Here is a 20,746-nt window from a genome sequence, read left to right on the forward strand (position 1 = left end):
ATGCTCCAAATCTTAGTTCTGAAACGATAGTATCGAATGTACGAAAATGCAGCTTTTTTCTCCTTGTAAGCATGTTAAAACGAGGAGAAATTTCGTATGTAAAAAAACTCTTCTACAATAGTAGAAAAAGAATAACAGAAACTACTATTTTATGGCAGCATACATAAAAAAATTCAAAGTAAATATGGAAATGTCGTCGAATGCTATCTTTAATTGGTTAATTTGTGAGATATTTTTGTGAAGGAGCTTATTTTATAAGAATAGAATTAAAGTTAGTAAGGGATTATGCCGAGGGTAGTGAAAATATATGTGTTAGGGGGATTTCATAATGAGGAAACTCAAGCGAATAAATGTTCCTAATATAGAAGAGCAACTATCACAGCCTAATGAGAAGCGAGCAATTAATAAGAAAAAACTAAGAAGATTTATATTCATGTTTATATTTATTGCGGCGACTACTTTGTACGTTCAATTTATTTTAACGAAACAACAAGAAATAATCGTAGAAAAAAAAGATACAATAACGAATCAAAAAAAACAATTGGTCTCTTTAAAGAAAGATCAGGATTCTTTAAAGACTAACATAGAAAATTTAACAGACGATGAGGAAGAAATTTTGAAGTTTGCGAGAAAAGAATATCAATTTTCTAAGTCAAATGAAACTATATTTGTGTTGCCGAAGTAGTGTAATAGAGCAGTTAGCGATTGCTAGCTGTTTTTTCATGTATGAATGGCATGGTACAAGTAACAATCACATATTGTAAAAATGAAGAGTTTGAGCTGTTTTTATAATTATGGAATATACACCGAAATAAATGTTGTTAAAATTCTGTCAATTGTATTATAATACAAGGTAAGCGGATACATTTTTTAATCAACGTTGAGTTTATCACTCATACGACTATTAAGAAAACCGTTATCCCGTATTAGAAAGGAAGGTAGCTGTGTACGCTTCAAATACAATTTATATCGTAGGGGATGCGAAAGCACCTCAAAATAATCCTATTACCGAAAAGTTCAAAAGTTATTTTGTAGCGTTTGTACTTGTTAAGGAGACAGGGGAAATTGTAGATGCAGATTGCTCAGCGACAATTGCGTTAACATCTCAATTCGTTAAATATTTGTTTCTACATAAAAATATTAATGATCCACTATTGGTAACTGAAATAAAAAATAGATACTTCGGTTCGTCTCAAAAAGCACTACTTGTAGCATTAAAAGATGCACAGAAAAAATATAATCAAATCGCTGCTTTGTCTACCCATTCCTAGACAAAATCCAGCCATAAGAATCTTCTTATGGCTGGATTTTTTTATTTCACATTAACTTCCTACATGAAAAGTAAGCGAAAGAGGAGATTTATTGCTCCCAAAAAATTAATTATTTTTTGGGGATTAAGGTTCCACTTTGTCAGACAACGAAAGGATGAACAATATGAAAATTACCGATGTAAAAGTAAATCGTAGACGTGTAAATCTTCATACACCGTTTAAAACGGCGCTTCGTACCGTAACCGAAATAGAAAGTATAGATGTATATATTTATACAGATGAAGGAATTGTTGGGAAGGGTGCTGCAACCGCAACACCAGTTATTACGGGGGATTTCGCTAACGGGATTGAAGAAGCAATTTTAGGACCGATGCGTTCCTGTTTAATTGGTCAAGATATCATTCAATTTCAGCAGTTACTGCAGCACATTCAAATGAGTTGTATTGGAAACCCAAGTGCGAAAGCGGCGGTAGATATCGCTTTATATGATGTGTATTGTCAACACCAAAACGTTCCACTTTACGCATTATTAGGCGGGAAGAAAGAAATTTATACAGATATTACGGTGAGTGTAGATGAGCCTTTTATTATGGCGAAAGAGGCAAAGCAACATGTAGAAAAAGGATTTCAAACTTTAAAAATTAAAGTGGGAAAATCTGCTCATTTAGATTTAGAACGTATTGAAGCAATTCGAAATAGTATACCAAAAAATACGACGTTACGATTAGATGCAAATCAAGGGTGGAACCGAAAAGAAGCGGTTACGATCATTAAAGAGATGGAAAATCGTAATTTAAATATCGAGTTTATTGAACAACCTGTTCATGCGAAAGATTGGGATGGGTTAAAGTATGTCAAAGATCATGTACAAACGCCCATTATGGCAGATGAAAGCATATTTTCAGCGCGTGATGCATTGAAAATCATTCAAGGAGGATATGCAGACTTAATTAATATTAAATTAATGAAATGTGGTGGCATACGTGAAGCGTGGCGTATTGCCGATATTGCCGAAACAGCTGGCGTAAAATGTATGGTCGGAAGTATGATGGAATCTTCACTTTCTGTTAGCGCTGTAGCCCATTTAGCAGCTGCCCATCCTAATATTCATTACTTCGATCTTGATGCACCGCTTTGGTTAATGGAAGAACCGGAAGGAATGACGTATTCAGGGTCAAAGGTAAACCTTCAATCGACAGTGAATAGTAAATCTTAGGAGAAGAGACTAGTAAACTATCTTTTAAGGGGGATATGTATGAAAAAAGTAGGAACTGCATTTTTAACAACTTTATTTATATTTTCATCGTTTACATCAGCAAATGCTGAAGAGAAGAAAGATAGTAAAGCGTTTATCGATGTATCTGCCGCAACACTTTGGACTGCGCCTGATTCATTACGGCCAATAGATGTACCGAGCGCTACAAATCCAGTTGATTTATGGAAGTGGACGAAATCGATGACGCTTGACGAGAAACTTTGGTTAACAGATGCAAATAAATTAGAAACGCAAGCACTATTAGGTCAAGAAGTAACGGTTGTTGATAAAAAAGGCGACTGGGTGAAAGTGTTAGTCCATGGTCAACCAACACCACGAAACGAAGAAGGTTACCCGGGATGGATGCCTGAAAAACAATTAACATATAATCAAGAATTTGCAGATAAAACAAATGAACCTTTCGTATTAGTAACGAAACCGACAGCTATTTTGTATATTAATCCTTCTGAAAAACATAAATCGCTTGAAGTGAGTTATAATACGCGACTGCCGCTACTTAGTGAAGATACAATTTCGTACCGCGTGTTGTTACCAAACGGACAGAAAGCTTGGCTACGAAAAAATGATGGAACGGTTTACCGTTCTCAAAATGATATTCCAACTCCGGCGGCTGATGATTTAATAAACACTGGAAAAATGTTTTTAGGATTACCGTATATATGGGCTGGTACGAGTGGTTTTGGATTTGATTGTTCTGGATTTACACATACGATTTATAAATCGCACGGTATTACTATTCCGCGAGATTCTGGTCCGCAATCGAGAAATGGAATTGCAATTGATAAAGAAAATTTACAAAAAGGCGATTTAATCTTCTTTGCACATGATCAAGGAAAAGGTAGTGTTCACCATGTTGCTATGTATATTGGTGACGGAAATATGATTCACTCACCAAGAGCTGAAAGATCTGTAGAGATTATACCGCTAAATACACCAGGATATATAGAAGAATACGCTGGTGCTCGTCGTTACTTACCTTAAAAAATAGAGGGGGTTTTCAAATGAAAAAAGTTGTTCGTTACTCATTAGTTAGTACTCTATTAGTTTCTTCATTTTTAGTAGGATGCGCAAAAGAAAAAACAACGACAAAGCCGAAAGATGAGAAGAAAGTATTACAGTTACTAGAAACTGGTGAAATTCCTTCATTAAATTCAGGGAAAGTAACAGATGCAGTATCATTTAACGTTTTAAATAACGTAATGGAAGGATTATTTCGTTTATCGAAAAATGATGAAGTGATTGAGGCTGGAGCACAAAAATATGAAGTAAGTAAAGATGGAAAAACATATACATTCCACTTGCGTGAAGCGAAATGGTCTAACGGAGATCCAGTAACAGCACAAGATTACGTATACGCTTGGAAGCAGCTTATTAATCCGGATACTGCTTCTCAATATGCATACATTGCGTACGATGTGAAAAATGCGGAGAAAATAAATAAGAAACAATTAGGGTTAGAGGAATTAGGAGTGAAAGCGACGGATGATAAAACATTCGTTGTAGAACTAGAACATCCAGTGCCGTATTTTACGAAATTACTTATTTTACCGTCCTTCTATCCAATTAACGAAAAATATGCGAAAGAGCAGGGCGATAAGTACGGATTAGAAGCAAATAAAGCGGTGTATAACGGGCCATTTACATTATCAGAGTGGAAGCATGAAGCAAGCTTTACAATGAAGAAAAACGATAAGTATTGGGATAGAAAAGAAGTGAAGCTAGATGAAGTAAACTATCAAATTGTTAAAGAAATTTCAACTGCGGTAAATTTATATGAAACAGATAAAGTTGATAGAGCTGTCATTTCTACAGAATTCGTCGATAAATATAAAAATAATAAAGAGCTAAAACAATATACAGATCCGGTTATGTACTTCTTCCGATTCAATGAAAATGTACCGATTCTTAAAAATAAAAATGCACGTCTTGCGCTAAGTACAGTGTTTGATAAGAAAGGACTTGCGAATTCATTTTTAAATGATGGTTCGGTTGCTGCTAACTATTACGTACCAAAAGGATTTTTAAAAGGTCCAGATAAAAAAGATTTTAGAAGTACAGCAGGTGAGTTTAATAAAACTGATGTAAAACAGGCGAAAGAATATTGGGAAAAGGCGAAGCAAGAGACTGGTACAAATGAAGTAACGCTTGAGTTATTAAACTATGATTTGGAAAACTTTAAGAAAGTAGGAGAGTACATTAAAGAACAGCTAGAGAAAAACTTACCAGGCTTAAAGGTAAATGTAAAATTACAACCACATACGCAAAAGCTAGCGCTAGAGAAGAAGAAAGAATATGAAATGTCATTATCACGCTGGTTACCGGATTATCCAGATCCAATGACATACTTAGAAGTATTCCTTTCTGGAAGTAGTGTGAACAATACAGAATATGCAAACCCAGAATATGATGCGTTAATTAAGAAGATTAAAACAGAATTAGGTAATGATGAAAAAGCTCGTTGGAAAGCAATGCAAGATGCTGAGAAAACGTTACTGGATGATGCAGTAATTGCACCGGTATTCCAGCGCGGATTATCATACTTACAAAAGCCATATGTGAAAGATTTATATGTACATCAATTCGGTCCAGCTACAAGTTTAAAATGGGCAGATGTACAAAAATAAAAGTATAGAAAAACAGACTTCACGTATGTGATAGTCTGTTTTTTTGTACAGTTTCAAATGTAGAGACATTTTATATATTTTTTCATGTCTTAAAAATAAAATTATTAGTAAAATTCCAGTGTGAAATTTATGTAGAATCTTGTATAATTAACGTGTTTCTATGGAAACATTTTCTTGTGTTATTTATATAGGACTTAATAGAACAAGGAAAGAAATACATACATGTATATAATAGATAAATAGAATGGAACATGTATAGAGAAAAAGGAGAGAAATGATGGCGTGTCAAAAACAAGGGTTACAATTTAATAGCGATAGAAAGAGGAAGAGACGATGAAAATGAAGCATGCTTTTGGTCCCATAATTTTAGCGTGTGTGTTTTTTTTCATTATCATACTCATCCCATCGAAAAGTTTAGTATCACTTATTAGTGATAAGAAGGTAGAAGATGCGGCAACTTCCTTACAAAAAGAAAAATTGCAAAGTGTTTTCTTACAGCAAAAAATGTTAGAGAATTCGCAGTATTTACCGATGTATGGTTCATCTGAATTTTTACGAATGGATGCATATCATCCGTCTAATTACTTTAAAGTAAATCCCGCAGGTTTTACACCATATTTAATGGGGATTGGCGGTACGCAAAGTTTAGCTCATATATTAAATATGACGTCTACAATGGATGAGTTAGAAGGTAAAAAAGTAGTCTTTGTTCTATCACCACAATGGTTTACAAAGACTGGGGTATCACAAGGGGATTTTACGAACAATTTCTCTAAGCAACAAGCATATCATTTTATTTTAAATGATGAAATAAATGCTGAAATGAAGAAGCAAATTGCGAAACGACTATTAGACTATAAAGTTGTTCAAAAAGATGATATATTAAAGCATTCATTAGAAGGTATTGTATATAATGATACGAAACATAACATAAAAGCAGGTTTAGTTAAACCACTTGCTTATATGCATCGAAATATATTAGATCATAGAGATTTATTTAACTCTTTATTTAAGATTGAACCGATGAAAGAAAAAACTAATATGGGACTACGTTCAATATCTTGGGTAGATGCACGTAAACATGCAGAAGAAGAAGGGAAATTGGAATCTACTACAAACACATTCGGAATTGAAAATCCGTATTACTATAAACATAATTTGAAGAAAAAATTAAAAGGTTTAAAAAACTTTAGAGCAAATGAATCATATGAAGAATCACCAGAATATGATGACTTACAAATTGTTTTAAATATATTTAAAGAGAAAAATGTTAAGCCACTATTCATTTCTGTACCTGTAAATGGACCGTGGTATGATTACGCTGGTTTCCCTAAAGAACGCCGCGAAGTGTATTATAAAAAAGTTCGGGAACAAGTTGAGAAAGCAGGATACCCAGTAGTTGATTTTTCTGGCCATGAATATGATAAGTATTTCTTAAAAGATACAATTCATTTAGGTTGGAAAGGCTGGATTTACTTTGATGAAGCAGTGCATAACTTTTATACTGAAAAATAAGTGTGGAGAAAAAGGAACGGCTATAAGCTGTTCCTTTTTTTAGTACAGAGGATTTTGATGTGGGCAATTCGGAAAGGCATGTATATCTTGAATTTGTCTAAAATCATAATGCTTCATTGCGAATTGAGCTTGATAAAGGTATTCATACACATATAATTGACCATCATGTATTGAACATAATACACCAGAAGTTCCTTGCCCGTTCATGAAAGAAATGCCGATAGGGCGTCCGATTAAGTATAGTATTTTTTGTTGCCAATGCATAGGGGAATCACTCCTTTTTGAGATAATATACGAAATGGACGAGTGAAGTGTTGCTTATCCATGTAAATGTTAAACTGAAGGGTTTTCTTGTAATTTCTACAGATTAGTCAATTTAAACATAAAAAACCGCTATAGTTCGTAATGAATGTATAGCGGTTTTTATTTATTATCTTAAGCAAGATTTTTACGTTTTTTTGTCCATTTTTTAATGATGAAGTATAAAAGAACGAGTATGACACCGCCAATTGCGAATGATTTCACATATGGCCCAGCAATATCATTAATATTCTCCCAATTTTGACCTAGTTTTTCACCTAAATAAATGAAAATGATAGACCAAGGGATGATTGCAAGTGCTGTTAATGTAGTGAAACGTAATAATGGCATTTTTGTAATACCAGCAGGAATTGAAATCGCATGACGTACTACTGGAATAAAGCGTGCAGTGAAAATTACACCAGTCCCGTAACGGTTAAACCAATCTTCAGCTGCATCTATATGTTTTTTATGAATGAAAATATATTTTCCGTATCGTTCTAATATAGGTCGTCCACCGTATCGTCCAAGCCAATAAATAAAGATTTGAGCAATAACGCCGCCAATTGTACCGAATACAACGGCGCCTACAAATGAGATACTACCATTGAATACTAAGAATCCCGCATAAGCAAGGACGATTTCACTTGGAATAATCTCAATCATTAGACCAAGCATAATGCCCCAATAACCTAATCCTTCAAAAAACGTTAATACTGAATGAATAAAACTACTTACCATTGTTGCACCTTCTAGTTTATGTATTTTTGAATAAATGTCCCTTTATTTAACAATGTAAAAGGTTCACTATATGTAGATTATACCTTATTTATATAGGGGATTGCTATTTCAATTCTTTTATGTCTTGCATTAGTAGTTTAGTAAAGGATATAAGCCCAGTTTTCATGAAGAGATAATAAATATTCTCTTATCACTTAGACAGGTACTTCACTTTCAAAAAACGAATTATAATGTTAATAAAATTTTTATAGAAAATTAACATGATGAAGGTGAAAATATGAAAAAGGAATTATTAGAAAAGGCCTCATATCTACATAAAGCAGAATTAGAACAACTACATAAAGCTATATTAGTTTCCGAGAAAGCTCATGAAGGACAATTTCGCGTTTCAGGTGAGCCGTATATTACTCATCCATTTGCAGTTACAGAAATTTTGTTAGATTGTAAGGCAGATATTATAACTTTAGTTGCAGCATTATTACATGATGTGGTGGAGGATACAGATTATACAATTGAGTATATACGTGATATATTCGGTAAAAAAGTGGCTGATATTGTAGAAGGGTTAACTAAAATTGATAAAAAACAAATCCCTAATAAAGAAGAGTATGAAGCAATAAACTTAAAGAAATTATTGTTAGCTACGCAAGGAGATATAAGAGTAGCTATTATTAAAGTGATAGATCGTCTACATAACATGAGAACTTTACAGGTGAAAGCTGTAAAGAAACAAATTCCTTATGCAAATGAAACACTCAAAATTTTCGCTCCGATTTGTAAAAGGCTAGGGATATTTCATATTCAACACGAGTTAGAAGATTTAGGCTTTTTTTATCTTAATTATTCTAAATATAAGGGAATGAAAATTCTTTTACAAAAGTATGTTAAGTTGTTAGAGGATTTGTCTCAAAATATAATGCAAGATATAAATACTTTTTTAAATACATCTTTAATATTTGAAGTTGACTATGAAGTAAGCCCTATTTATACAGCTTATTCTCGTCTCCAAGATATTCAAGACATTACAGCAGTGTCAAAAATAATTATCACGGCCTCAAATAATTTAGACTGTTATAAAATATTAGGAATTATACATCAGCTATACAAACCAATTCCATATCAATTTGAAGATAATATAGCAATTGAACGTGATGTATTAAACAAATACTTAAAGACCAAAGTGGTAATCAATAACCATGAAATAATGATATGTATTGAAACAAAAATAAATCAGGAGATACGAGATAAAGGGGTATTTCATATTCTTACAAAAAGTATAACTGATAAGGATATGCAAAATATAATTCATAAATTGATGGATCATTTTATTAAGACAAATGATCTAGTAACTCAAGATGCGATTGAATTTTATGATTTAGTATCATATGAACTATTCCAAGATAACATTGTAGCATTTACTCCTAAGTTAGATTCCGTGAACTTACCGCAAGGTTCTACTGTAATTGATTTTGCTTTCGCATTAAACCCTGAGATTGCTAAGTATATGTCAGGTGCCAAAGTTAATGGTATAAATAAACCGATAACAACGAATGTTTCACATCTAGATATCATTGAACTTTTGGTAACTGAAAACATTAGTAATGTGAGACAGGATTGGTTAAGTTTTGCTAATAGTTCAAAAGCTCAAATCGAAATTTGTAAAGAGTTACAAAGATGAAGGAATTAAATTTATCGAGAAAATTTTTCCGGAATTTAATAGAATGAAATAATCATTTTTGAATTAATAATAGGCGCTTATGATTTTTCATAATTAATACCTAGAAAAACAAGTATCCACCTGTTATATATTAGGACAGGTGGATACTTGTTTTCATTATAAAAAAATAGAAGCATTTCTGCTCCTATTTTTTACGGTTTCACTTCTAAATTTTGTAAAAATAAAGTTGCTGTTACGTAACGTTTCGCTAACATTTGTACATAAGCGGTATGTACAGAAAGTGTCGCAATAATAATAGCGTTACGAATTGCTTCACGTTGTTCGTTGTTAACCTGATCGAACTTGCTTGCGATTTTATCAGCTTTTTCTTTTACGATGTTTTCAATTGTATGAACTGTATCTGTTGCATTTAGTTGTAAGCAATTCCCTTGATTGAGTTCTTCAAATAGGGAAGAGTATGCTCCATATAAATGAACAGGATTGATTAAGTCATCACTTCGATCGGCTGGGTCATTTACGATAAGGCGTAATAGCTTACGAATGGATTCAAAATCAAGTGCTGTTTTTAAATCTTCGACAATGAATAGTAAGGCTGCTTGTTCAATTGAATATTTTTTCCCTTTTTGAGGGGAGCCAATCATTTCTTTAATATCTCGTTTTACCCAGTTTTGCATGGCCGTTACTGAGAAACTTGTATTTTCAATCTGATTTCCAAGCGCAACTATTTCATTTAATGAAAAACCGACGTCTGTATCATCAATTTTAATCAGTTTTTCAAAAATAGGTGAAAGTGCGGTAGTAATAAAAGCAGTTACGCTTTGTCCGCTTTCAATATCTTTTTTATGTGACTTTGCCCACGCTTCTTGTAAAATACCGAGAGGCTTTTTCGTATTCCATCCTCTTAAAGATAGAAGAAGGGTAGCCATTTCGTTTCGTGTGAGATGAAATGTTTCCATCTTTTCACCTCCAAAAATATTAAAAAGTTCTTATGAACCTATAATATGTTTTGTTTCATTTAAAGTCAATTCTGTTTTGCTTAATTTTTCCTTTGTCACCAAACTGTTGTAAGTAAATAATGCTTGCATATTTCGACAAAAGTTCATATAATAAGTTCATAAGAACCTTTAAAATGTTTTTAAAAACAAATCTATCATTCTGAATTTACTAGAAAGGTAGATTTCACATATATCTATATAAAAGGAGAATGGATATAATATGTTGAAAAAACTTGTAGCAGTCATGACAGCATTCATGGTTATCTTTGGAGCTAGTAGCTTCATGTTTGTAGATCACGCAGCAGCGAAGAGTTACAAATCTGGTAAAAAATCATACACACCAAGTTCTGGTCAAAAGTCAAAAGTTGATTTGAACAAAAAAGATACTAACGTGAATTCACAAAAAACAACAACAGATTCAAAAAACAAAGCAACAAACACAGCACCAAAAAGTAATAAAGGAAGCTTTATGAAAGGTTTATTACTAGGTGGTCTTGGTGGTTTACTAATGGGTAGCTTATTTGCAAATATGGGAGCTCTTGGTTCTGTATTAGCGTTTATGGTAAATATGTTAGTAATGGCTGGTATCGTAATGTTAGCAGTTCGTGCATTTAAATACTTCAAAGATCAACGTAAGAAAAAGGCAGATGAAGTAGCATGGAAACAATAAAAATTTCTGAACAAGAATTAATAAATGCACTTTGCGTATATATCGCTGAAAAAAGACAAGTTGGTCCAGAAGAAGTTTTAGTTGAATTAATGTATGACGATGACTATGGTTTCTCTGCTGAAGTAGAGGTAAATGGTCGCAAACAAATTTTAATTCAAGCGAACTTAATCGAAGCACTACGCTTATTGCTTGATAGAGAATATAATGTCAATTCATTTGCAGCAAGGTTACAACTTGAATTAGACGATGAAGAAGGCATTTACGCATTAGCAAAGTTTAATAACTCAAATGAGTAGAAAAAAGAGCTGTTGAGAGTAATCTCAGCAGCTCTTTTTAGTATGTGCATATGCTTGGGAATAATCACGCCAAATTTCATTCATTTTCCGTCTACCGACATCAATCATCGGGTTAAATTGAATGGCAGCTTGTTGTCGTACGGTATGTACATGTTGGATCGCCTGTTGCAAGTGTTGTTCAACCGAATGGGATTTTGTATTTGCTTGTTTTACGATTGAATATCCAGCAACAGTTCCTTGTGCCATAGCGATTTTTCCGCTTTCAATGCCAGTTATATTGCCGGCTACAAATAAACCGGTAAGAGGGGTTTCCATCGTTTCGGAATGGAGAGGAACGTGCCCGCCTAATTCCGGAATGTAACGGAAAGGACAACCAGCTAAAGCGGCTAGCTCAGCAAGAGGGTATAAGCCACCGGCAATACAAACGAAGTCTGCCTCATATATTTGTTCCGATCCAGTTATGATGTTTCCTTTCGTATCAATAGTAGCAACGCGTACACCTTCAACTTGATCTGTACCGATAATTTCAAGAGCTGCTTTTCGAAGGTGAAGTGGTGTGCCATTTATTTTCATACCGTTATTTGGATAGAAGTTTAATCCAGCTTGTTTCGCCCAATTATATTTCATCAATCGACTACCTATACGTAATAAAGGCGAAGGGGCAAGGTGTGCAGCATGTAATAGAGAGTTTAAAACTTCTTCTGGTTCACCAGCCTTTTGACTTAATTCACTTTTTTCAGGAAGTACGATATGTTCCACTTTAATACCTGCTAATTGTAATTCATTTAAAATAGCGAAGGACAAAATGTTAGCACCAATGATTACTCCTTTTCGCCCAACTTGAACGCGATGTACATTTGTCATTACTTGGGCTGCCCCGATTGACATGACTCCTGGAAGTGTCCAACCAGGAAGGGGAATGGAGTATTCAGCAGCGCCAGTAGCAAGTAAAACGAACGGTGCTTTTAACGTACCGATATTCGTATGTACGAACCAAGAACTTTCATCTTTATCTAAATTATAGACGGAAATGCCGCATCGAATATCAACTGAAAGTGATTTTGCTTCTTCGTGAAGGCGTTTTGATTCTTTTATTCCGTTCCACCATTCTCCAGTAGGTTCTTGATGTAATTGTCCGAGCAACCTTCCGCCAGGCTTCATAAATTCATCAATAACAAGTACATTTAGTCCAAAGTGAGCACAAGAGATGGAGGCTGACAAACCTGCTGGTCCAGCTCCGATAATAATGACATCATTCATCGCTTTTTCACCATCTCTCTCACGATATTTGGATGCTGTTTACCACTATCAACTACCATATCTTTTTCTACAACAGTTAAGCATGCTCGTACGTTCGTTTGATTGTTTACTGTGACGCGGCATTCAGAACAATGTCCAATATTACAGTAAATACCTCGTGGCGTCCCGCTATCTTCATGCACTCTTAAAGTTCTTATTCCGTTTGCAAGTAAAGCCGCCGCAATGGTTTCATGTTCATAGGCTTCATATTGTTGCCCGTTAAATTGGAAAGTGATGCGCTTACTACTATTTAAACTTCCTAAAATAGGGTGATGTGTAATTCTATTCATTGATTTTCACCTACCGCTCCAAAGGTAACTGCGCGAACTGGTGGTTGATATTTTAATGGCATTTCATTAGTGTTTACGTCGGGATTTGCACTTTCAATCATTCGATCTATCATCATTCTACATGTGCGGCCACCGCAAAATCCCATGCCAGCACGTGTTCTTAGTTTTAATTCTCTTGCCGAGCATTTATATTCAGCAATTGTCGATTGAAGTTGTCCGTATGTAACTTCTTCACATCGACAAACAATTAAGTGATCTTTATTCGTCATATGTATTCCTCCTCTAGTTCGGTTTGCACAAATTATTATGCAAAAACTATGCCATAGTAGAGAAGGAATGTTTATTGTAATCCGAGTTTTTTTAGGCGGTTATATAAAGTGGCCCTCGTAACACCAAGCTGTTTTGCGCATTCTAATTTATTCCCATTCAAAATACGTAATGCCCTCTCAATGACTTTTTTCTCATGTTCATCCATCTCTTCTTGCAAAGAGAGAATTGTATGATTGTTGCTGAGTAATAGGGAATGAGCCGTATGATTGTCTAACGTTTCAGTTGTATGAAATGGTAAATATTCTTGTTTTATAATACCGTCAGTTGCAAATACGACAAGTCTTTCAACAACGTTTCGGAGCTCGCGAATATTACCTGGCCAATTGTAATGAAGCAGTTCATGCATAATGCTTGAAGGCAAGTCACGAATTGGTCTGTTATAGTTGATTGAAAAATCGTTTAAGAAAGAATATGTTAATTCAATAATATCTTCGCGTCTTTCACGCAGCGGTGGAATATGCAAGCTAACTACATTTAGGCGATAGTATAAATCCTCTCGAAACGTACCTTTTCTCATTTCTTCTTGTAAATCACGATTTGTAGCAGCGATAATACGGAAGTCAATATTGATCTCTTTTTCTCCACCAACTCGGTAATATTTTCGTTCTTGTAGTACACGCAACAGTTTTACTTGCATATCAAGTGGCATTTCTCCTATTTCATCAAGAAATAATGTACCGCCTTGTGCGAGCTCTATTTTCCCTTTTTTCCCTTTACTACTTGCACCAGAAAACGCCCCGCGTTCATACCCGAATAATTCACTTTCAAATAACGCTTCTGGAATGGCGCCGCAGTTAATTGAAATGAAAGGTGCCTTTGCTGCCTCGCTTGCTTCATGTATCGCTTTTGCAAATACTTCTTTTCCAACACCACTTTCGCCGAGTATTAAAACAGTTGATTTCACCGAACAAACTTTTCTAGCTAATTGTATCGTTCTTTGTATAACAGGGCTTTTTCCATTCATCGCAAGGAAAGGGTCGGATTCATCTTTGTACTTTGCAACCTCTTGTTCTAAACGGTGCATTTCATGTGACATATTAAATAGTTTTTCATTTAAAGCGACTTGATTTGTTACATCAGTTTCTGAAACGACAGCTCCGATAATTTCATCGTTACAATACACTGGATTTGAATTTATTAATACGAACAAATCTGGACGGGGCTGATGGAATTGAGCGATTATGCTTTTTCCGTCATGTAATGATTGCAAGATTTCCAAATCTTTATAGTCAAAAAAACGAGTGATAGGTTGTCCAATAATTTCAGTATGGTTGACTGAAAAAATCTTTTCGGCGCCATCTGTCCAAGTGCGAACACATTCTTTATCATCGATAACTGTAACAGAAGAATCCGTTGTTTGTATTACGGTGTTATAAAAAGATTGTAGTTCATTGTAAGTCTTAACAAGGAATGGAATAATTTGCTGAGCCATTATACAACATATAGGCTCTTTATTTTCGTTCATTACGATAACGGCCATTTCATTAGAAAACGCGTCAATTAAAGCGGTGAATGAGTCATCTTCATATATAACTGTGCAGTTATATTTTTCTGTAGTAGAAGGGTGGTAATAAAATTTTCCGTTAACTTGTTCAATATGTTGCATGTTGTATGTACGATCAATTGATAAAGTTTTTAGAAATTCTTTTATTGTAGGAAATGAGAATGCCATATTGTCCTCCTGTTATGTATAAAAATTTTGACAGTGATAAAAAAATAATACACCTATTTACGATAAATTTAAAATATTTTTACAAATAAAAATATTTTTTATAAAAAGTGTATATAAGTAGAGTTGGCATGTCAATTGCATAAAAGAAAGTGAGGGAATAAAAGAAGGGAGGGGTGCTACGTGAGGCACTGTGACGTTTTAATAATAGGTGGTGGAATTATAGGTTGTTCTATCGCTTATTACACTTCAAAATACGGAAGAGACGTAACAATCATTGAAAAAGGGGAATTTGTCAGTGGAACGTCTTCACGGTGTGACGGGAATATTTTGGCTATTGATAAAGATCCAGGCTTTGATAGTCAAATGTCTTTAGTTAGTCAAAAATTAGTAACAGAATTAAGTGAAGAGTTGGAGCACTCATTTGAATATAGAGCGCCAGGAAGCATTCTCGTATGTGAGTCAGACGAAGAAATGGAAGCTGCACAGCAATGGGTGAATCGTCAAAAGGAAGCTGGATTACCGTTTCGAATGCTTGATAGACACGATATAAGAGAAGAATCGCCATTTTTTGCAGATGATTTATTAGGCGGGTTAGAATGCGCAACGGATTCAACTGTAAATCCATATCTTCTTGCTTTCTCACTTCTTGCAGAATCGAAGAAATTTGGTACGAAAGCTTTTAATCATACGGAAGTAAAAGAAATGAAAAGAGATATAGACGGTTCCTTTATTGTAGAAACGACAAATGAGACGTTTACTGCGAAGCAAGTGGTGAACGCAGCCGGTGTATGGGCTCCAAAAATCGGACAAATGTTAGATGTAAATGTCCCAATTGAACCGAGAAAAGGGCATATTATTGTAGCTTCAAGGCAACAACACGTTGGCTGTCGAAAAGTAATGGAATTTGGTTATTTAATTTCTAAATTTGGCGGAAAACGAAAAGTGGATGCTTTAACTGAAAAATATGGGGTAGCTCTTGTATTTGAGCCGACAGAGAGTCAAAATTTTTTAATTGGTAGTAGTAGAGAGTTTGTAGGGATGCATACGAGGATAAATAACGAGGTTATTAAATGTATTGCGAATAGAGCAATTCGCTTTTATCCGAAAATGGCGGATATGATGGTGATTCGTTCATATGCTGGATTACGCCCGTGGACAGAAGACCATTTACCGATCATTTCACGTGTGGAACATATCCCGAATTACTTTATAGCGGCAGGGCATGAAGGAGATGGCATTAGCCTTGCAGCTGTTACTGGGAAAGTGATTGAAGAATTATTAAATGAAAAAGAAACAATTATTCCTATTGAACCACTTCGTTTGAGTCGTTTTACAGAAAGGGTGTTAAACGGATGAGGTCACAAAGAGTCTTTACGACGATTGATACACATACGGGCGGGAATCCAACGAGAACATTGATTAGTGGACTTCCTAAGTTAATTGGAGAGACGATGGCAGAGAAGATGTTACATATGAAAAAGGAGTATGACTGGATTCGCAAATTGTTAATGAATGAACCACGTGGTCATGATGTAATGTCAGGAGCATTATTAACAGATCCATGTCATTCTGAAGCAGATATTGGTGTTATTTACATAGAAACAGGTGGATATTTACCGATGTGTGGTCACGATACAATTGGTGTATGTACAGCTTTAATTGAATCAGGTTTAATTCCGGTAGTTGAACCGATTACTTCGTTAAAGTTAGATACACCAGCCGGCTTAGTTGAAGTTGATATCTTTGTTCAAGATGGAAAAGCGAAAGAAGTCTCTTTCTGTAACATACCAGCTTTTTTACTGAAACATATTACTGTACAAGTCGAAGGAATTGGAACTGTAGAAGCAGATATTGCGTATGGAGGGAATTTTTATGCCATTATCGATGCGAAGTCAGTAGGTTTAGAGTTAGTACCAGAAAACGCATCTACAATTATCGATAAGGCAATTCATATTAGAAATATCATTAATGAGGAATTTGAAATCATACATCCGCAGTATTCGTTTATTAGAGGGTTAACCCATATTGAATTTTATACAGATCCTACTCATGAAAGTGCTCATGTGAAAAATACAGTTGTCGTTCCGCCAGGAGGAATTGATCGTTCTCCATGTGGTACAGGAACATCAGCGAAGTTAGCTGTATTATACACAAATCAAAAAATTAAAGTGGATGAAGAGTTTATTCATGAGAGTATCGTGGGCTCTTTATTTAAAGGGTGCGTCATAAATACAACATCTGTAGAAAATATTGAAGCTGTCGTAACGAAAATTACAGGTTCAGCTTGGCTTATGGGGATGCATAGATTTTTTTATAATGAAAAGGACCCACTGAAAGAGGGCTTTTTGCTAATTCCGCCGATGGAACATGAAACGGAGGATGTAAAATGAACATTCAAAAAATGTATACAGCAGTAGACGTACATGTAAATGGTGAAGCATTTCGTGTAATGAAAGATGTACCATGCAAATACTACTACAGTTTAGAGCAATTAAACGAACAATTTTCAGGTGAATTAGCAGAAGAAATGAAGCTTTTATTAAATGAGCCACGTGGTTTTATCGGATTAAATGGATGTATTGTCGTTCCTTCTATTCATATGGAAGTCGATGCCGCTGTATTATTTTTTAATCATGAAGGATCCATTCCGCTTCATTATGGAGGCATTGTCGCAGTCATAACGACGTTACTAGAAAGCGGGTATTTAAAAAAGAGAGAGACGAACCAATACAAAATCGAAACGCTATCTGGTATATTTTCAATCCATGCGTATGTAGAGAATGATGAAGTTGTATCAGTTTCGTTTGAAAGTAAACTATGTTATATGGTTGAGAAAAATTTACAAGTGGGTAATATAAGTTACTCTCTCATTCAGGCAGATAAAGTATATGCAGTTGTAGAAAAGGATGCATATTCACCAGAAATCAGTTTTGAAAATATCTCTAAATTAAAAAAATGGGGCGAAGTTACACTTCAAGCTATACAAAAACAGTCATTAATAAAAAGACTTATTTTAGTAGAATCTATGCAAACAGAAAAGAACCATATAAAGTCGATTACATTTCATGAAGATAACTTTATAGTACGTTCGCCTGGTTTTGTTTCTACTATTGTATCTTATGTTCATACATTATTTAAAAATGATTATATAGCGGATAAACCTTTTAAAAATGAAAGTATTTTTAATAGCTTTATAACAGTGGAACAAGTGAAGAAAGAAGAACAAGGATACATTTTTCGCTTTAAAAGTAGAGGGTTTATTACAGGAATGCAGACGTTTCTATTAGACTCTACAGATCCGTTTCCGACAGGATTTTTATTAAAATAAAATAGTAAAGGGAGAGATAAATATGAAAAACATTAAAGGAGCATTTCCAGTATTAATCACACCGATGGATGAGTTTCAAGAAATTAATTGGAACGGTGTAAAACAAAACGTAAACTATTTTATCGATCAAAAGGTAGCTGGCATTATTATTAATGGAAGTACAGGAGAGTTTGTTAGTTTATCAAAAGAAGAACGATTTAAAATGGTAGAAAAAGTATTAAAAGAAGTTGATGACCGTATTCCAGTTATTGTAGGAACTGCAGCAGAAACGACGAAAGAAACGATTGAATATACGAAACATGCAGAAGCACACGGAGCGGATTGCGCATTAATTATTAACTCGTACTATTGTAAGCCGAAAGAAGAGGAAATTTATTTTCATTTTAAAGAAATCTCAAACGCTGTAAATATACCAATTATGTTATACAATAATCCGTTTACATCTGGTATTAATATGAGTACAGAGCTCATGCTACGTATTGGAAAAGAATGTGAAAATGTTACACATATTAAAGAATCTAGCGGAGATATTCGTAAAGCAAGAGATTTAGTACGACAAGGCGAAGGTGCTTTTCAAGTATTCTGTGGATCTGAAGATTTAGTTATGGAATCTTATTTAGTAGGTGCAACGGGATGGGTTTCAGTAGCAGGTAATATCGTACCGGGACTTGTTACGAAAATGTATGAGCATTTCCAAAATGGTGAATTAGAAAAAGCTTGGGAAATAAACGATGCTATTTTACCTCTTTGCGAGTTTCTTGAAGGATCAGGAAAATATGTACAAATCGTTAAACGCTCAATGGAATTACACGGGCAAGCTGGGGGACCTTCTCGTTATCCGAGACTCGGATTAACTAAAGAAGAAGATCAAAAACTTCAAATGATTATTTCAAAAATTGCAGCTCATGCAGCTGTTTAAATAAGGAGGAAATCATATATGTTAACGACAAACATTGAGTTGAGACCAAAAGTAAAAGCGTTTTTAAATGAAGAAATTAAAATGTTTATTAATGGTGAATTTGTACCTTCCATTAGCGGGAAGACATTTGAAACATACAATCCAGCAACAGAAGATGTTCTAGCTATCGTATGCGAAGCGCAAGAAGAGGATATTGATGTCGCAGTAAAAGCGGCAAGATCTGCATTTGAATCAGGGCCTTGGGCAGAGATGACTACCGCTGAAAGAGCGCACCTTATTTATAAATTAGCAGACTTAATTGAAGAGCATGGAGAAGAATTAGCGCAATTAGAAGCTTTAGATAATGGGAAGCCATATCAAGTAGCACTGGATGATGATATTGCAGCGACTGTAGAAAATTATCGCTATTATGCGGGATGGGCTACAAAAATTATCGGGCAAACAATTCCGATTTCAAAAGATTACTTAAATTACACACGCCATGAACCCGTTGGCGTTGTAGGTCAAATTATCCCATGGAATTTTCCACTCGTTATGTCTTCTTGGAAAATGGGAGCTGCACTAGCAACAGGATGTACGATCGTATTAAAACCAGCAGAGCAAACGCCTTTATCGTTATTATATACAGCGAAGCTCTTTAAAGAAGCAGGTTTTCCAAACGGTGTTGTAAACTTTGTTCCAGGTTTTGGCCCTGAAGCAGGAGCTGCAATCGTAAACCATCATGATATTGATAAAGTAGCCTTCACAGGTTCAACAGTTACAGGGAAATATATTATGCGTCAATCTGCAGAAACAGTTAAACATGTAACGTTAGAACTTGGTGGTAAATCACCAAATATCATTCTAGAGGACGCTGATTTAGAAGAAGCGATTAACGGCGCATTCCAAGGCATTATGTATAATCACGGCCAAAATTGTAGTGCCGGTTCTCGCGTGTTCGTTCACCGAAAACATTACGAAACAGTCGTAAATGAACTAGTGAAAATGGCGAATAACGTGAAACTTGGAGCAGGTATGGAGAAGGAAACGGAAATGGGTCCACTTGTATCTAAAAAGCAACAAGAGCGTGTGCTACATTACATTGAACAAGGAAAAGCAGAAGGCGCTACTGTTGCTGCTGGTGGTGAACGTGCATTTGAAAAAGGTTATTTTGTACAGCCGACGGTATTCACAAATGTTACTGATGATATGACAATTGTGAAAGAAGAAATTTTTGGACCAGTTGTTGTAGTACTTCCATTTGATTCAACAGAAGAGGTCATCGAAAGAGCAAATCGCTCTTCATACGGACTCGCTGCGGGCGTATGGACACAAAATATTAAAACTGGACATCAAGTTGCTAATAAATTAAAAGCAGGAACAGTATGGATTAATGATTATAATTTAGAAAATGCAGCTGCACCATTTGGTGGCTTTAAACAATCTGGTATCGGTCGTGAGTTAGGTTCATATGCGCTTGATAACTATACAGAAGTGAAGAGTGTTTGGGTAAATATAAAGTAATAGAGAGTCTAACTGTTAATGAATAGAGATACGGACAAC

At 34.9% G+C, this 20,746-nt stretch carries 21 protein-coding genes; 14 read left to right on the forward strand and 7 right to left on the reverse strand.

Annotated features, from left to right (window positions below):
• Window positions 1-328 precede the first annotated feature (328 nt).
• From MNO09_RS16310 to dltD, 6 genes are all read left to right on the forward strand, one after another.
• Entirely contained in the window at window positions 329-685 is a 357-nt protein-coding gene (locus tag MNO09_RS16310) for an FtsB family cell division protein (protein ID WP_001228713.1), read from the forward strand.
• Window positions 686-944: 259 nt separating this feature from the next.
• A complete protein-coding gene (locus MNO09_RS16315) occupies window positions 945-1,271 on the forward strand; it encodes a DUF3870 domain-containing protein (protein ID WP_000271317.1) in 327 nt (108 codons plus the stop codon).
• Window positions 1,272-1,425: 154 nt separating this feature from the next.
• Window positions 1,426-2,487 carry a dipeptide epimerase gene (locus tag MNO09_RS16320; protein WP_116480653.1) on the forward strand — a complete coding sequence of 354 codons (1,062 nt, stop codon included), beginning with the start codon at window positions 1,426-1,428 and terminating at the stop codon, window positions 2,485-2,487.
• 39 nt (window positions 2,488-2,526) lie between these two features.
• Window positions 2,527-3,528 carry a C40 family peptidase gene (locus tag MNO09_RS16325; RefSeq protein WP_000755434.1) on the forward strand — a complete coding sequence of 334 codons (1,002 nt, stop codon included), beginning with the start codon at window positions 2,527-2,529 and terminating at the stop codon, window positions 3,526-3,528.
• Window positions 3,529-3,548: 20 nt separating this feature from the next.
• A complete protein-coding gene (locus MNO09_RS16330; protein ID WP_000758263.1) occupies window positions 3,549-5,171 on the forward strand; it encodes a peptide ABC transporter substrate-binding protein in 1,623 nt (540 codons plus the stop codon).
• Window positions 5,172-5,504: 333 nt separating this feature from the next.
• Window positions 5,505-6,686, forward strand: a complete 1,182-nt coding sequence (gene dltD / locus MNO09_RS16335) for a D-alanyl-lipoteichoic acid biosynthesis protein DltD (protein WP_000782287.1) — start codon at window positions 5,505-5,507, stop codon at window positions 6,684-6,686.
• A 39-nt stretch (window positions 6,687-6,725) separates the two neighbouring features.
• On the opposite strand, the gene MNO09_RS16340 is transcribed toward dltD, so the two are convergent.
• Both MNO09_RS16340 and uptA read right to left on the reverse strand, forming a co-directional pair.
• Window positions 6,726-6,950, reverse strand: a complete 225-nt coding sequence (locus tag MNO09_RS16340) for a hypothetical protein (protein WP_000558687.1) — start codon at window positions 6,948-6,950, stop codon at window positions 6,726-6,728.
• Between the two features lie 171 nt (window positions 6,951-7,121).
• Complete coding sequence (gene uptA, locus MNO09_RS16345) at window positions 7,122-7,727, reverse strand: undecaprenyl phosphate transporter UptA (protein WP_064475528.1); 606 nt, start codon at window positions 7,725-7,727, stop codon at window positions 7,122-7,124.
• 277 nt (window positions 7,728-8,004) lie between these two features.
• On the opposite strand from uptA, the gene MNO09_RS16350 reads away from it, so the two are divergent.
• Window positions 8,005-9,405 carry an HD domain-containing protein gene (locus MNO09_RS16350; protein ID WP_070168885.1) on the forward strand — a complete coding sequence of 467 codons (1,401 nt, stop codon included), beginning with the start codon at window positions 8,005-8,007 and terminating at the stop codon, window positions 9,403-9,405.
• 191 nt (window positions 9,406-9,596) lie between these two features.
• Here the strand turns inward: MNO09_RS16350 and MNO09_RS16355 are convergent, their stop codons facing one another.
• The gene (locus tag MNO09_RS16355) at window positions 9,597-10,361 is read right to left on the reverse strand and encodes a DUF1836 domain-containing protein (protein WP_000447228.1); all 765 of its coding nucleotides are present in this window, start codon (window positions 10,359-10,361) and stop codon (window positions 9,597-9,599) included.
• 259 nt (window positions 10,362-10,620) lie between these two features.
• Here MNO09_RS16355 and MNO09_RS16360 point away from each other — a divergent pair, with 259 nt between their 5' ends.
• Both MNO09_RS16360 and MNO09_RS16365 read left to right on the forward strand, forming a co-directional pair.
• Window positions 10,621-11,070 carry a hypothetical protein gene (locus tag MNO09_RS16360; RefSeq protein WP_000914488.1) on the forward strand — a complete coding sequence of 150 codons (450 nt, stop codon included), beginning with the start codon at window positions 10,621-10,623 and terminating at the stop codon, window positions 11,068-11,070.
• The gene (locus MNO09_RS16365; RefSeq protein ID WP_000447756.1) at window positions 11,058-11,366 is read left to right on the forward strand and encodes a YxcD family protein; all 309 of its coding nucleotides are present in this window, start codon (window positions 11,058-11,060) and stop codon (window positions 11,364-11,366) included. Before MNO09_RS16360 ends, MNO09_RS16365 begins: the two co-directional genes overlap by 13 nt.
• 24 nt (window positions 11,367-11,390) lie before the next feature.
• Here MNO09_RS16365 and MNO09_RS16370 read toward each other — a convergent pair whose 3' ends face one another.
• The 4 genes from MNO09_RS16370 to MNO09_RS16385 form a co-directional block, all read right to left on the reverse strand.
• Complete coding sequence (locus MNO09_RS16370; RefSeq protein WP_001000576.1) at window positions 11,391-12,626, reverse strand: NAD(P)/FAD-dependent oxidoreductase; 1,236 nt, start codon at window positions 12,624-12,626, stop codon at window positions 11,391-11,393.
• Complete coding sequence (locus MNO09_RS16375) at window positions 12,623-12,955, reverse strand: (2Fe-2S)-binding protein (RefSeq protein WP_001080017.1); 333 nt, start codon at window positions 12,953-12,955, stop codon at window positions 12,623-12,625. The genes MNO09_RS16370 and MNO09_RS16375 overlap by 4 nt, the downstream gene beginning before the upstream one ends.
• On the reverse strand, window positions 12,952-13,224 hold the full coding sequence (locus MNO09_RS16380) for a (2Fe-2S)-binding protein (protein WP_000182240.1): 273 nt from the start codon (window positions 13,222-13,224) through the stop codon (window positions 12,952-12,954). The genes MNO09_RS16375 and MNO09_RS16380 overlap by 4 nt, the downstream gene beginning before the upstream one ends.
• Before the next feature lie 71 nt (window positions 13,225-13,295).
• On the reverse strand, window positions 13,296-14,957 hold the full coding sequence (locus tag MNO09_RS16385) for a sigma-54 interaction domain-containing protein (protein WP_000885725.1): 1,662 nt from the start codon (window positions 14,955-14,957) through the stop codon (window positions 13,296-13,298).
• Between the two features lie 180 nt (window positions 14,958-15,137).
• Between MNO09_RS16385 and MNO09_RS16390 the strand changes: the two genes are divergently transcribed.
• The 5 genes from MNO09_RS16390 to MNO09_RS16410 are packed head-to-tail and all read left to right on the forward strand — an operon-like array spanning window position 15,138 to window position 20,707.
• Window positions 15,138-16,313 carry an NAD(P)/FAD-dependent oxidoreductase gene (locus tag MNO09_RS16390; protein WP_001215276.1) on the forward strand — a complete coding sequence of 392 codons (1,176 nt, stop codon included), beginning with the start codon at window positions 15,138-15,140 and terminating at the stop codon, window positions 16,311-16,313.
• The gene (locus tag MNO09_RS16395; protein WP_001257547.1) at window positions 16,310-17,347 is read left to right on the forward strand and encodes a proline racemase family protein; all 1,038 of its coding nucleotides are present in this window, start codon (window positions 16,310-16,312) and stop codon (window positions 17,345-17,347) included. The genes MNO09_RS16390 and MNO09_RS16395 overlap by 4 nt, the downstream gene beginning before the upstream one ends.
• Window positions 17,344-18,285: a proline racemase family protein gene (locus MNO09_RS16400; RefSeq protein ID WP_078183825.1), complete on the forward strand. Its 942-nt coding sequence runs from the start codon at window positions 17,344-17,346 to the stop codon at window positions 18,283-18,285. Before MNO09_RS16395 ends, MNO09_RS16400 begins: the two co-directional genes overlap by 4 nt.
• A 22-nt stretch (window positions 18,286-18,307) precedes the next feature.
• Window positions 18,308-19,204 carry a 4-hydroxy-tetrahydrodipicolinate synthase gene (gene dapA, locus MNO09_RS16405; RefSeq protein ID WP_000789607.1) on the forward strand — a complete coding sequence of 299 codons (897 nt, stop codon included), beginning with the start codon at window positions 18,308-18,310 and terminating at the stop codon, window positions 19,202-19,204.
• Window positions 19,205-19,222: 18 nt separating this feature from the next.
• On the forward strand, window positions 19,223-20,707 hold the full coding sequence (locus tag MNO09_RS16410; RefSeq protein ID WP_000958341.1) for an aldehyde dehydrogenase family protein: 1,485 nt from the start codon (window positions 19,223-19,225) through the stop codon (window positions 20,705-20,707).
• Window positions 20,708-20,746: the final 39 nt, after the last annotated feature.

The organism is Bacillus sp. N5-665, from assembly GCF_022637375.2.
Classification (GTDB): Bacteria; Bacillota; Bacilli; order Bacillales; family Bacillaceae_G; genus Bacillus_A; species Bacillus_A wiedmannii.